Origin of the sequence: Streptococcus cristatus (genome assembly GCF_019685515.1) — a bacterium.
GTDB lineage: Bacteria > Bacillota > Bacilli > Lactobacillales > Streptococcaceae > Streptococcus.
Genome location: NZ_JABFFN010000001.1, coordinates 967,620 through 982,490, shown reverse-complemented (window position 1 = coordinate 982,490; position 14,871 = coordinate 967,620). Strand labels below are relative to the sequence as shown.

Below are 14,871 nucleotides of genomic sequence, written 5' to 3'. Positions count from 1 at the left end.
TTTATATTTTTTACAACCCAGCAAATTCCTTGATTTCTTGTGCGGACATGGAAGAGTCGCAACGGACCTTGATCTGGCCATCTGCAATGTGGACAAAGCCTGGTACGGTTGGGATTCCATAGCGTGAGCGGAATTCTTGCAACTCATTGAGTTGGCTTGGTTCTTCACTGTTGATGAAGTAGATGTGCGCTTTGGTTTCAGCTACGACACCAGCCAAAGTGCCAGCAAATTTACGGCAGTAAGGGCAAGTTTTACGACCGATGAAGAAGGTTGCAGTTTCTTTATTATCAAGTGCTTCTTGAGCACGGGCAACAGTTGTGACTTCAAGATATTTAATATTTTCTAAAAATTGTTCCATGAGTTTACCTCGCTTTCATTGATATGTCTAGTATGCCACAAAGTTCCTAAAATTGCTTAGATTTGATACGAAAAAAAGATGAGACTAGTTTATCTCATCTTTATAGAGTGTTATTTCACAAACGCATTGATTTCCGCTTCGATGTTAGCAATCTTAGCTTGTGAATCTTCGTTGCTTTCACCCACAACGGCAATGTAGAACTTGATTTTTGGTTCTGTACCTGAAGGGCGAACTGCAATCCATGAACCGTCAGCAAGTGTATATTTCAACACATCACTTGGAGGAGTAGTCAAAGTTGTCACAGTACCATCAGCAGCAGTAGCAGTTTGAGCCTTGAAGTCTTCTACGACAGTGATAGCTGTTGTGTTCCATTCTTTTGGAGCATTGTTACGGAACTTAGCCATAATCGCTTTGATTTGTTCTGCACCATCGACACCAGAAAGGGTAACAGAGATGGTCTTTTCAGCGTAGTAGCCGTATTCTTTGTAGATTTCTTCGATACCATCAGCAAGTGTCAAACCACGTGAACGGTAGTAGGCAGCAAGTTCAGCAACGACAAGAACGGCTTGGATGGCGTCTTTATCACGTACGAATGGTTTAATCAAGTAACCGAAGCTTTCTTCAAATCCCATCATGTAAGTGTGATTGTGTTTTTCTTCAAATTCTTGGATTTTCTCTGCGATGAATTTGAAACCAGTCAAAACGTTGAACATGGTTGCGCCGTAGCTTTCAGCAATCTTCGTTACCAAGTCAGTTGATACGATGGATTTGCAGAGAGCAGCATTTTCAGGAAGAGTTCCAGCACTCTTATGAGCTTCCAAGATGTATTTAGCCATGATAGCACCGATTTGGTTACCTGAAAGGTTGAGGTAGCTCCCATCTTTTTGAAGCACCTCAACACCAACACGGTCAGCGTCTGGGTCAGTCGCCACAAGAACATCAGCACCAACTTGACGGCCGAGTTCTTCAGCAAGTGCAAAGGCTGCTTGGTTTTCTGGGTTTGGAGATTTAACAGTTGAGAAATCTGGATCTGGAGTTGCTTGAGCTTCAACGACTTGAACTGAGTCAAATCCTGCTTGTGCAAGAGCACGGCGAGCCAACATTTCACCAGTACCATGAAGTGGTGTGTAAACAATCTTCATGTCTTTACCAAACTCTTCAATCAAGGCTGGGTTGATATTTACATCTTTTACTTCTTTGAGGTATTCTGCATCAACAGCTTCGCCGATAACTTCAATCAAGCCAGAAGCTTTTTCAGCTTCTACATCAGCAACTTCGACAGCGAATGGGTTTTCGATAGCACGGATGTAAGTAGTCAAAGCGTCCGCGTCATGTGGAGGCATTTGCCCACCGTCTTCACCATAAACCTTGTAACCGTTAAATGGAGCAGGGTTATGGCTGGCAGTAATCATGATACCTGCAAAACAGTTGAGGTGACGAACTGCAAATGACAGTTCTGGAGTTGGACGAAGGCTTTCAAATACGTAAGATTTGATGCCGTGTTTTGCAAGAACTGCAGCAGATTCAAAGGCAAATTCAGGTGAGAAGTGGCGACTATCGTAGGCAATTGCCACACCACGTTCTTTTTCATTTCCACCTTTTGACTCAATCAAACGAGCCAATCCTTCAGTTGCTTGACGAACAACATAGATGTTGATGCGGTTTGTACCTGCACCGATCAAGCCACGCATACCTGCAGTACCAAATTCAAGATTGGTGTAGAAAGCATCTTCTTTTGTTTTTTCGTCCATGTTTTCTAAATCTTGACGAAGATAGTCGGGAAGGTCGGCAAAATCGACCCATTTTTGATAATTTTCTTGGTAAGTCATAGAGTATCTCCTTTATCTATTGCTTTAATCGCTTTCATTATATCACGATTTGATATTTTAGTAAAACGTTAGCATAACTTAAAATGTAGGAAATTTACTTTTATTTCATTGTAGAAGAATAGCCCTATACGCTTTCTAATGAAAAAGAAGATGAATAGTTCGGGTTTATGACTCGAACTTTTTTCATTGCAATTGTGCAAAAGAGAAAAAGATAGTAAAATAGATGTATGATTATTTTACAAGCTAATAAAATTGAACGTTCTTTTGCAGGAGATGTTCTTTTTGATAATATCAACCTGCAAGTTGATGAACGAGACCGGATTGCCCTCGTTGGGAAAAATGGGGCAGGTAAGTCTACTCTTTTGAAGATTTTGGTTGGGGAAGAGGAGCCAACTAGTGGAGAAATCAACAAGAAAAAAGATATTTCTCTGTCTTACCTAGCCCAAGATAGCCGTTTTGAGTCTGAAAATACCATTTATGATGAAATGCTCCATGTCTTTGATGACTTACATCGAACTGAGAAACAACTGCATCAGATGGAATTAGAGATGGGTGAAAAGTCTGGTGAAGATTTGGATAAACTGATGGCAGATTATGATCGTTTATCAGAGAATTTTCGACAGGCTGGTGGCTTTACCTACGAAGCTGATATTCGAGCGATTTTGAATGGCTTCAAGTTTGATGAATCTATGTGGCAGATGAAAATTGCTGAGCTTTCAGGTGGTCAAAATACTCGTCTTGCACTGGCTAAAATGCTCCTTGAAAAGCCAAATCTCTTGGTCTTGGACGAGCCTACCAACCACTTGGATATCGAAACCATAGCCTGGCTAGAGAATTATTTGGTGAACTATAGCGGTGCCCTCATTATTGTCAGTCACGACCGTTACTTTTTGGACAAGGTTGCGACGGTTACACTCGATTTGACTAAGCATTCCTTGGATCGTTATGTAGGCAATTACTCTCGTTTTGTTGGGTTAAAGGAGCAAAAGATAGCTACTGAGGCAAAAAACTATGAAAAGCAACAGAAGGAAATCGCGGCTCTAGAAGACTTTGTCAATCGCAATCTAGTCCGAGCTTCAACGACCAAACGTGCTCAATCTCGCCGTAAACAACTGGAAAAAATGGAGCGTTTGGACAAGCCTGAAGCTGGCAAGAAATCAGCCAATATGACCTTCCAGTCTGAAAAAACGTCGGGAAATGTCGTTTTGACTGTTGAAAATGCGGCTATTGGCTATGATGGGGAAATATTGTCAGAACCTATCAACCTAGACCTTCGTAAGATGAATGCTGTCGCTATCGTTGGTCCAAATGGCATTGGCAAATCAACCCTTATCAAGTCTATTGTGGATCAGATTCCTTTTATCAAGGGAGAAAAGCGCTTTGGGGCCAATGTTGAGGTGGGTTACTATGACCAAACCCAAAGCAAGCTGACAGCAAGTAATACGGTACTTGATGAACTCTGGAATGATTTTAAACTGACACCAGAAGTTGAAATTCGCAACCGCCTTGGTGCCTTCCTCTTCTCTGGTGATGATGTTAAGAAATCAGTAGGCATGCTGTCAGGTGGCGAGAAAGCTCGTTTACTGCTTGCCAAACTTTCAATGGAAAACAATAACTTCTTGATTCTGGATGAGCCAACCAACCATTTGGATATTGATAGCAAGGAAGTGTTAGAAAATGCCCTGATTGACTTTGACGGAACCCTTCTTTTTGTCAGCCACGACCGTTACTTTATCAATCGTGTAGCCACTCATGTACTGGAATTGTCTGAGAATGGCTCAACCCTCTACCTTGGAGATTACGACTACTATGTTGAGAAGAAAGCAGAAGTAGAAATGAGTCAGACAGAGGAAGCTTCAACTAGCAATCAAGCAAAAGAACCGAGCCCATTCAATGACTACCAGGCCCAGAAAGAAAGTCAAAAAGAAGTTCGCAAACTCATGCGTCAAATCGAGAGTTTGGAAGCTGAAATCGAAGAGTTAGAAAGTCAAAGCCAGGCTATTTCTGAACAGATGTTGGAGACAAACGATGCTGAAAAACTCATGGAATTGCAGACTGAACTGGACAAAATCAGCCATCGTCAGGAAGAAGCTATGCTTGAGTGGGAAGAATTATCGGAGCAGGTGTAAGAAATGGAACATCTTGGAAAGGTATTTCGTGAATTTCGAACAAGTGGGAAGTACTCCTTAAAAGAGGCAGCAGGTGAATCATGTTCAACCTCTCAGTTATCTCGCTTCGAGCTTGGGGAGTCTGATCTAGCAGTTTCTCGTTTCTTTGATATTTTGGACAATATTCATGTGACCATTGAAAATTTCATGGACAAGGCTAGGGATTTTCAAAATCACGAACATGTTTCCTTAATGGCACAGATTATTCCGCTTTACTACTCAAATGATATTGCAGGTTTTCAAAAGCTTCAAAAGGAACAGCTCAAGAAAGCAAAGAGTTCGACCAATCCCCTCTATTTTGAGCTGAATTGGATTTTGCTACAAGGTCTGATTTGTCAAAGAGATGCTCGTTACACGATGAGTCAGAGTGATTTGGAAAAGGTAGCAGATTATCTTTTTCAAACAGAAGAATGGACCATATATGAGTTGATCCTTTTTGGCAATCTCTATACTTTCTACAATGTGGACTATGTGGCTCGGATTGGCAGAGAAGTCATGGAGCGAGAGGAGTACTATAAAGAAATTGGTCGCCATCGAAAACTCGTTTTGATTTTAGCTCTTAACTGTTACCAGCATTGTTTGGAAAACCGTTCCTTTACGGATGCGGACTATTTTGAAGGCTATGTTGAGAAGTTGATTGGAAATGGCATCAAACTTTATGAGCGCAATATCTTTCATTATCTCAAAGGTTTTGCTCTCTACCAGAGAGACCTGAAAGAAGAGGGTTGTTGTCAGATGCAGGAGGCTATGCATATTTTTGATGTGCTCGAACTTCCAGAGCAAGTGGCTTACTATCAGGAACATTATGAAAAATTTGTAAATGTTTAAATTTCCCAAATAAGGGAAAAATAAAGTAACTCCTTTCAGTTTTGATACAATAGTTTCAAAATTTGAGAGGAGTTTTTTATATGAATCGACATGCAATCCAGTTGATTAGTCGTGGTGCGATTAATAAGATAGGAAATATGCTCTATGATTATGGAAACAGTGTTTGGTTAGCATCAATAGGGACGATAGGACAGACTGTTCTTGGGATTTATCAGATTTCTGAACTCGTCACATCGATTCTGGTCAATCCCTTTGGTGGAGTGATTTCAGACCGCTTTTTCGCGTCGCAAAATTTTGATGACGACGGACTTGATTTGTGGTATTCTCTGTTTAGCTATTTCTTTCATAAGAAATGATAGCTTGATGATTGCTGCTCTGATCTTCGCAAATATTGTTCAGGCGATTGCCTTTGCATTTTCTCGTACAGCCAATAAAGCCATTATAACTGAGGTAGTAGAGAAAGACGAGATTGTGACCTATAATGCTCGCTTAGAGCTCGTTTTGCAGGTTGTAGGTGTTAGCTCTCCTATACTTTCTTTCATCGTTTTACAATTTGCCAGTCTCCATATGACACTTGTTTTAGATGCCATTAGCTTTTTCATCGCATTTACTTTAGTAGCCTTCCTTCCCAAAAAAGAGACTCAGGAATAAGAGAAAAAGACTTTCAGCTGGAAAAATATTTTTGCTGATATGAAAGAAGGACTTGGCTATATCTGGCACCAGCAAGAGATCTTTTTCCTTTTGTTAGTGGCTTCCAGTGTTAATTTCTTTTTTGCGGCTTTTGAATTTCTCCTCCCTTTTTCAAATCGACTATACGGGGTAGAAGGAGCTTATGCAAGTATTTTGACTATGGGGGCAATTGGTTCCATTATTGGAGCTCTTCTTGCTAGTAAGATAAAAGCAAGTGTTCATAGCCTTTTGGTTTTACTAGCTTTGACTGGAGTTGGAGTTTCTATGATGGGATTACCACTGCCAACTTTTCTTTCCTTTTCTGGAAATTTAGTATGTGAACTGTTTATGACGATATTTAATATTCACTTTTTTACTCAGGTGCAAACCAAGGTTGAGGGGGAATACTTGGGGAGAGTGCTAAGCACAATTTTTACCTTAGCCATCCTATTTATGCCGATTGCAAAAGGCTTTATGACGGTGCTGCCAAGTGTACATCTTTCTTCTTTTCTGATAATTGGAAGCGGGGTTATTGTCCTGTCTTGTTTCTCCCTCGTTTATGTGCGAAGTCATTTTAAAAAAGAGTTATAATTTCTCTTTTTTAGAAAATATTTCACTACAATCCATTTTTCAGCCCTTCTCTATTGTGAGGAGGGCTTGATTTATGGTAGAATAGTTTTATGAATGAAAGAATGAATGAGTTAGTTGCCTTGCTCAATCGCTATGCGACCGAGTACTATACGAGTGACAATCCCTCGGTGTCAGATAGCGAGTATGATCGCCTCTACCGAGAGTTGGTCGAATTGGAAGCTGCCTATCCAGATCAAGTTTTAGCGGACAGTCCGACCCATCGTGTTGGTGGTAAGGTTTTAGATGGTTTTGAAAAATACAGTCATCAGTATCCTCTTTATAGTTTGCAGGATGCTTTTTCACGTGAAGAGTTAGAAGCTTTTGATGCGCGTGTTCGAAAGGAATTGCCTCAACCGACCTATATTTGCGAGCTGAAAATCGATGGTTTGTCTATCTCGCTAACTTATGAAAAGGGAATTTTGGTAGTCGGTGCGACACGTGGGGATGGTTCTGTTGGTGAAAATATCACAGAGAACCTCAAGCGTGTCAAGGACATTCCTTTGACCTTGCCAGAAGAACTAGATATCACCGTTCGTGGGGAGTGTTATATGCCACGCGCTTCGTTTGATCAGGTCAACCAAGCTCGCCAAGAAAATGGGGAATCTGAATTTGCCAATCCTCGTAATGCAGCAGCTGGGACCTTGCGTCAGCTGGATACAGCAGTAGTAGCCAAGCGCAATCTTGCGACTTTCCTCTATCAAGAAGCCAGCCCTTCTACTCGTGATAGTCAAGAAAAAGTTTTGAAGCATCTTGAACAGCTTGGTTTTATGGTTAATCCTAAACGAATTCTGGCTGAAAGCATAGATGAGATATGGGATTTTATCCAAGAAGTTGGACAAGAACGGGATAATTTACCTTATGACATTGATGGGGTGGTGATCAAGGTCAATGACCTAGCAGATCAAGAAGAACTTGGCTTTACCGTTAAAGCACCCAAGTGGGCAGTCGCCTACAAGTTTCCTGCTGAAGAAAAAGAAGCCCAGCTCCTTTCTGTTGACTGGACAGTAGGTCGTACTGGTGTTGTGACCCCAACTGCCAATCTAACACCTGTTCAGCTTGCTGGGACAACTGTTAGCCGTGCAACCCTACACAATGTAGATTATATTGCTGAAAAGGATATCCGCAAAGATGATACAGTTATCGTTTATAAGGCTGGAGACATCATTCCTGCTGTTTTGCGTGTGGTAGAGTCTAAGCGTGTTTCTGAAGAAAAACTAGATATTCCGACTAATTGTCCAAGTTGTGACAGTCACTTGCTTCATTTTGAAGATGAAGTGGCTCTTCGTTGTATCAATCCTCGCTGTCCTGCCCAAATCAAGGAAGGTTTGATTCACTTTGCCTCTCGAGATGCTATGAATATTACAGGACTTGGTCCATCTATCGTTGAAAAGCTCTTTGCTGCCAATTTAGTAAAGGATGTGGCGGATATTTATCGTTTGAAAGAAGACGATTTCCTCCTTTTAGAAGGTGTCAAGGAAAAGTCTGCTTCTAAACTGTATCAAGCCATTCAATCATCCAAGGAAAACTCTGCTGAAAAGCTCTTGTTTGGTCTGGGAATTCGCCATGTCGGAAGCAAGGCTAGTCAGCTCTTGCTCCAACACTTTCACTCTATTGAAAATCTAGCCCAAGCAGACCCAGAGGAAGTAGCAAGTATCGAAAGCTTAGGTAGTGTAATTGCGCAAAGTCTTCAGACTTACTTTGCTACAGAAGGGTCGAAGATTCTCTTAGACGAGTTGAAAAAAGCTGGAGTCAACCTGGACTACAAAGGTCAGACTGTAGTTACAGATGCAGCCTTGTCAGGTTTGACAGTAGTTCTGACAGGAAAATTGGAACGCCTCACGCGTTCTGAAGCTAAAAGCAAACTCGAAAGTCTGGGAGCTAAGGTAACCGGCAGTGTATCCAAGAAAACGAATCTTGTCGTAGCGGGAGCAGATGCAGGAAGCAAGCTCCAAAAAGCGGAAGAACTTGGTATCGAGGTTCGAGATGAAGCCTGGCTAGAAAGTTTGTGAAGAATAGTCGAAAACTAGATGTTAGATAGTCTGGAACTATCTCTCCTGATGTGTTTTTATATCTATTAATGCTATTCTATATTGTGCTGAATTTCCCGCTAAATTCTTCAGCATGACTTAAAAAATTAAAATTGAAATTAGGAATTAGGAAAAGAAATGTATAGATACCCAGTAGTCATCCATTTTCACCGAAAAAATGGGGATTATGATGCTTGTTCATTCAGTAGAAAACAGGCAGATTTTAAAGAAAATTTGTATTATGAAAATGACTATTTTGGAGCAAAATTCTCCTTTACAGTTACAAGTGCAGAAAGGCTCGATACTCTGACCTTTTCTGTTGAAATAGATGGAAAGGCAAAAGACTATCTCCTACGGTTTAACCATTATCCACTGTTGACTGAGGTTTGGATTTTGGATGGTGATGAGACGGTTTATTATTCTGAAAATCCAGCCATTGCAAGTCCCTACTATAAAGATCAAAACCCGTTTGCTTTTGATAAAGCCTTTCACAGTGAAAGTTTTGATCATCATTGGGGATACCAAGGAGAGTTGGGTTATAGTATCTCAGACTACCAGACAAGCTTTAAACTCTGGGCTCCAACAGCTACAGCAGTTCAAGTGGTCGTTTATGAAAATACAAGTAACGACGCGCCGATTTGGAAAACCTTTAATCTTGAGCGTGGGAATAGCTATTCATACAGTCATAAGTACAATACCATTGGTGTTTGGAGTGTGGACCTGGATGAAAATCTTGCAGGTAAAGCTTACCGGTATCAGATTGAGTTTCCACACCACCAGACTTTGACACGAGATCCTTACACTATCGCTACAAGTCCTGACGGGAAACGTTCCGTAATTCTCTCTCAGCAAGATAGACAGGTAGAAGGATTCGAAGTTAAACATGGGACAGACGCTCCTTGGCGTTTGGAAAATCCATGTAAAGCAGTTATCTGTGAGATGCACATTCGTGATTTTACAAAATCGCCGACATCTGGAGTTCCAGAAAACCTTCGAGGGACCTTCCTTGGGGCTGCCCAGACTGGAACGGTTAACCAGTATGGTCAAGCAACAGCCTTTGATTATATCAAAGAACTCGGCTGTAATTATGTTCAACTCCAACCAATCTTTGATCGCCATAAGGAATATGACAAGGACGGAAATGTAACCTATAACTGGGGTTATGACCCTCAAAACTACAATGCACCAGAAACAAGTTTCTCTAGTAATCCAAATGATCCTGGGCAGGTTATTCGAGACCTCAAAACCATGATTCAGGCATATCATGATGCGGGAATCGGTGTCATTATGGATGTCGTTTACAACCATACCTTCTCAACAGTTGATGCACCTTTCCAAACAACTGTTCCTGATTATTACTATCGTATGAATCCAGATGGAACCTTCCAAAACGGCACAGGTGTTGGAAATGAAACCGCAAGCGAACACGAAATGTACCGCAAGTATATGATTGACTCACTCCTTTATTGGGTGAAAGAATACAATATTGACGGTTTCCGTTTCGACTTGATGGGAATTCACGATGTTAAAACCATGCAGGCAATTCGCTGGGCGTTAGATGAAGTTGATCCGCGTATTCTCACCTATGGAGAAGGTTGGGATATGGGGACAGGTCTTGCACCTTATGACAAGGCCAAGAAGGACAATGCCTATCAGATGCCAAATATTGGATTTTTCAACGATGATCAGCGCGATGCCATCAAAGGAGGAGAAGTTTATGGCTCAATCAAGGCAGGATTTGTTAGTGGTGCTGCTACAGAACCGATTGTAGCCAAAGCTATTCTTGGTAGTCGAGAGTTGGGCTCATATCTTAGCCCAAACCAAGTCCTTAACTATGTGGAGGCCCATGATAATTACAACTTGCATGATTTATTGGTGACCCTTCATCCAAATCACAGTTCAGATAAGATTATGCGTCAGGTTGAGACAGCAACAGCGATGAGCATCCTTATGCAAGGCATGTCCTTTATAGAGTTGGGGCAAGAATTTGGTCGCACTAAACTCCTTGCTACTGGAGAAAATGGCGAGCTGACTGAGGCAGATAGAGAACGGGCTATGAACAGCTACAATGCTCCAGATAGTGTCAACCAGGTCAACTGGGATTTAATCAATGAGAGAAAAGAGAGCATTGACTTTATCCGTCAGATTATTCGCCTAAAAACACAGACCAGCGCCTTCTCCTATCCTACATATGAAGAAGTCTATCGCCATGTCTTCGTCCATACAGCTGCTGAAAATAGTGGGTGGATTGTTTACGAAATTCACGGTGGACCAGAGCACTTATTGGTAGTCTTTAATGCGAAGGGAACTTCCTTCTACTTTGAGAATGCAGGAAATCTTGAAATGCTGGTGTCTAATAGTCGTTCTAAAGAATCAAATGTGATTGATGATACCAGTGTCGTAGTCTTAAAAGTACTCTCGTAAATTAATGTTCTGAAAAGGTTTAGATTCACTAGACCTTTTTTGATTTTTATTGAAAAACCAATATCTAATAGGAATAAAATTCAAATAATTTGAAGAATCAAGTTTGTGAAAAAAATATCAATATTTTCACAAAAAGGGTTGTAATTTTCTGAAAATTTGATAAAATAAGTTTTAATCATTTTCAGGAGGAAGAGAATTTGACAAATTATCAGAATTTAGTGAATGGAAAATGGAAATCATCAGAGAACGAGATTGCGATCTATTCTCCTATCAATCAAGAAAAACTAGGTACAGTACCCGCTATGAGCCAAGCTGAAGTAGATGAGGCTATGAAAGCTGCGCGTGCAGCCCTTCCTGCATGGCGTGATTTAGCACCAGTTGAGCGTGCATCCTATTTACATAAGACAGCAGATATTTTGGAACGTGATAAAGAAAAAATTGGTACAATTCTTGCCAAAGAGATTGCAAAAGGGATTAAAGCAGCCATTGGAGAAGTAGTACGTACAGCAGATTTGATCCGTTTTGCTGCTGAGGAAGGTCTCCGTATTACTGGACAAGCGATGGAAGGTGGCGGTTTTGAAGCTGCAAGTAAAAACAAACTAGCCGTTGTCCGTCGTGAGCCAGTTGGAGTTGTCTTAGCTATCGCGCCATTTAACTACCCAGTCAACCTTTCTGGATCCAAGATTGCTCCGGCTCTGATTGCAGGAAATGTCGTTATGTTTAAGCCACCAACGCAAGGGTCTATTTCTGGTCTCTTGCTAGCTAAAGCTTTTGACGAAGCAGGAATCCCAGCAGGTGTCTTTAACACCATCACTGGACGTGGTTCTGAGATCGGAGACTACATCATCGAACACAAGGAAGTGAACTTCATTAACTTTACAGGTTCAACACCGATTGGGGAGCGTATCGGTCGTTTAGCTGGTATGCGCCCGATTATGCTTGAACTTGGTGGGAAAGATGCAGCAATCGTTTTAGAAGATGCAGATTTGGAACATGCTGCTAAGCAAATTGTTGCAGGAGCCTTTAGCTATTCAGGTCAACGTTGTACAGCCATTAAACGTGTCATTGTTCTCGAAAGTGTTGCAGATAAATTAGCTATTTTACTTCAAGCAGAAGTTGCTAAATTAACAGTTGGTGACCCATTTGACGATGCTGATATCACACCTGTTATTGACAATGCTTCAGCCGACTTCATCTGGGGCTTGATTGAGGATGCGCAAGAAAAAGGTGCTCAGGCTCTTACACCAATTAAACGTGAGGGTAATCTTCTCTGGCCGGTGCTTTTTGACCAAGTTACAAAAGATATGAAAGTAGCATGGGAAGAGCCATTTGGACCTGTTCTCCCAATTATCCGTGTAGCAGATGCCAATGAAGCAGTAGCAATTGCCAATGAATCTGAGTTTGGTCTTCAATCCTCCATCTTTACAAATGACTTTAAGAAGGCATTTGTAATCGCTGAGAAACTTGAAGTGGGAACCGTTCATATTAATAATAAAACACAACGTGGACCAGATAATTTCCCATTCCTTGGTGTCAAAGGTTCTGGTGCTGGTGTTCAAGGAATTAAATATAGCATTGAAGCGATGACAAATGTTAAATCCATTGTTTTTGATGTGAAATAATCTATAAAATCAGGAAAATAACTTCCTGGTTTTATTTTTTCAAAAAAATACAGTAAAAAATTGATAAAAAACGAATATTTTGGTATTATAATAAAAAAATATATGGAAATTGTTTCGTATTCTATTTTCAGGATATCTTTTTTAAAATGCTAGGTAATTTTTTGAAGGCTTTCATAAAAAAATATGATTTCCATCGTAAATTACTTGAAAGTTATCTTAAAAGAGTGTATAATAGAATTATAGAAAACGCTTACAAAAGAAAGGGGATTGAATGAATAATCAAGAAGCATTAAGAACCTTTACTACAGGTGAGAACTTTCACCTCCAGCATTATTTAGGAGCGCATAGAGAGGAGAAAAACGGAGAAATAGGTTATACCTTTAGGGTTTGGGCACCAAATGCACAAGCAGTTCATCTAGTTGGTGATTTTACTAATTGGGTTGAGAATCAGATTCCCATGATTCGCAATGAAGCAGGTGTTTGGGAAGTCTTTACGAGTCAAGCTCAGGAAGGTCAGATTTATAAATATCATATCACGCGTGCAAATGGTCACCAGATTATGAAGATTGACCCGTTGGCAGTTTATTTTGAAGCTAGACCGGGCACAGGAGCAGTTCTGACCAATATCCGTGAAAAGAAATGGAAAGATGGTCTTTGGCTAGCACGTCGCAAACGTTTGGGATTTTTCGAGAGACCAGTTAATATATACGAGGCCCATGCAGGATCTTGGAAGAGAAATCCAGACGGTAGTCCCTATACTTTTTCGCAACTGAAAGACGAGTTGATTCCATACTTAGTTGAGATGAACTATACACATATTGAGTTCATGCCTTTAATGGCTCACCCACTTGGATTGAGCTGGGGTTATCAACTTATGGGTTACTTTGCTTTTGAACATTCCTATGGCAGACCTGAGGAATTCCAAGATTTCGTTGAAGAGTGTCATATAAATAATATCGGTGTTATTGTAGACTGGGTTCCAGGTCATTTCACTATTAATGATGATGCTTTGGCGTATTATGATGGAACACCAACTTTTGAATACCAAGACCACAACAAGGCTCACAACTATGGATGGGGTGCGCTAAATTTTGACCTCGGAAAAAATGAGGTTCAGTCTTTCTTGATTTCAAGTATTAAATTTTGGATTGATTTTTACCACTTAGATGGTATTCGGGTAGATGCTGTGAGCAATATGCTTTATCTAGATTATGATAATGCTCCTTGGACTCCAAACAAAGACGGTGGAAATCTTAACTACGAGGGTTATTACTTCCTTCAACGGTTGAACACAGTGATTAAGTTAGCTCATCCAGATATCATGATGATTGCAGAAGAGAGTTCGTCAGCAACAAAGATTACTGGAATGAAAGAAATGGGTGGCCTTGGATTTGACTATAAATGGAATATGGGCTGGATGAACGATATTCTCCGTTTCTATGAGGAAGATCCAATTTATCGCAAGTATGATTTTAATCTTGTGACTTTCAGCTTTATGTATGTTTTCAATGAAAACTACCTCCTACCTTTTTCACATGATGAAGTAGTTCATGGTAAGAAGAGTATGATGCATAAGATGTGGGGCGATCGCTACAATCAGTTCGCTGGTCTGCGCAATCTCTACACCTATCAAATTTGTCATCCAGGTAAGAAACTCTTGTTCATGGGTAGTGAGTACGGGCAATTCCTCGAATGGAAGTCTGAGGAGCAGTTGGAATGGTCTAATCTAGAAGATCCGATGAATTCCAAGATGAAGCATTTCACTTCTCGACTAAATCAATTCTATAAAGAGCATCGTTGTCTGTGGGAAATTGATACTAGCTATGATGGTATTGAGATTATCGATGCTGATAATAGAGATCAGAGCGTCCTTTCCTTTATTCGTAAGGGCAAGAAGGACGAAATGTTAGTCTGTGTCTTTAATATGGCACCAGTTGAACGCAAGGACTTTACGATTGGTTTACCTGTTGCAGGTATTTACGAAGAAGTTTGGAATACAGAACTAGAAGAATGGGGAGGTGTGTGGAAAGAGCACAATCAAACAGTTCAGACTCAAGAAGGCTTATGGAAAGATTATGAGCAGACTTTGACCTTTACCTTGCCTGCCATGGGAGCAAGCATCTGGAAGATCAAGCGTCGTTTGAAACCAGCTAAGAAAAAAGAATAATGGGCTGTTGATGATATTTTTTAGATTTTAAAAACGGATATACTTGTATCGGACTTGAAACACAAGAGAAATGGATTTCCTATTATTTTTATAAAAAGTTTGACTTCCGACCTTCTTTCGATTTTAACGTTCACATGTCTTTATAAAGG

General features: G+C 40.6%; 8 protein-coding genes and 1 pseudogene. 7 read left to right on the top strand and 2 right to left on the bottom strand.

Going from position 1 to position 14,871, the window contains the following annotated elements:
* Nucleotides 1-10 precede the first annotated feature (10 nt).
* Complete coding sequence (locus FOA33_RS04720) at nt 11-358, bottom strand: thioredoxin domain-containing protein (RefSeq protein WP_221160811.1); 348 nt, start codon at nt 356-358, stop codon at nt 11-13.
* 110 nt (nt 359-468) lie between these two features.
* The gene (locus FOA33_RS04715) at nt 469-2,187 is read right to left on the bottom strand and encodes a phospho-sugar mutase (protein ID WP_221160810.1); all 1,719 of its coding nucleotides are present in this window, start codon (nt 2,185-2,187) and stop codon (nt 469-471) included.
* A 227-nt stretch (nt 2,188-2,414) separates the two neighbouring features.
* Here FOA33_RS04715 and FOA33_RS04710 point away from each other — a divergent pair, with 227 nt between their 5' ends.
* The 7 genes and pseudogenes from FOA33_RS04710 (at nt 2,415) to glgB (ending at nt 14,722) form a co-directional block, all read left to right on the top strand.
* A complete protein-coding gene (locus tag FOA33_RS04710) occupies nt 2,415-4,316 on the top strand; it encodes an ABC-F family ATP-binding cassette domain-containing protein (protein ID WP_221160809.1) in 1,902 nt (633 codons plus the stop codon).
* A gap of 3 nt (nt 4,317-4,319) precedes the next feature.
* Nucleotides 4,320-5,183 carry an Rgg family transcriptional regulator gene (locus tag FOA33_RS04705; RefSeq protein ID WP_221160808.1) on the top strand — a complete coding sequence of 288 codons (864 nt, stop codon included), beginning with the start codon at nt 4,320-4,322 and terminating at the stop codon, nt 5,181-5,183.
* An 80-nt stretch (nt 5,184-5,263) separates the two neighbouring features.
* Nucleotides 5,264-6,443: pseudogene (locus FOA33_RS04700) on the top strand (MFS transporter).
* Between the two features lie 89 nt (nt 6,444-6,532).
* Complete coding sequence (gene ligA / locus FOA33_RS04695) at nt 6,533-8,491, top strand: NAD-dependent DNA ligase LigA (protein WP_221160807.1); 1,959 nt, start codon at nt 6,533-6,535, stop codon at nt 8,489-8,491.
* A gap of 156 nt (nt 8,492-8,647) precedes the next feature.
* A complete protein-coding gene (gene pulA / locus FOA33_RS04690) occupies nt 8,648-10,933 on the top strand; it encodes a type I pullulanase (protein WP_221160806.1) in 2,286 nt (761 codons plus the stop codon).
* Nucleotides 10,934-11,130: 197 nt separating this feature from the next.
* Entirely contained in the window at nt 11,131-12,555 is a 1,425-nt protein-coding gene (locus tag FOA33_RS04685; protein ID WP_221160805.1) for an NADP-dependent glyceraldehyde-3-phosphate dehydrogenase, read from the top strand.
* 271 nt (nt 12,556-12,826) lie between these two features.
* Nucleotides 12,827-14,722, top strand: coding sequence for a 1,4-alpha-glucan branching protein GlgB (glgB, locus tag FOA33_RS04680; protein WP_221160804.1), 1,896 nt, complete (start codon nt 12,827-12,829; stop codon nt 14,720-14,722).
* Nucleotides 14,723-14,871: the final 149 nt, after the last annotated feature.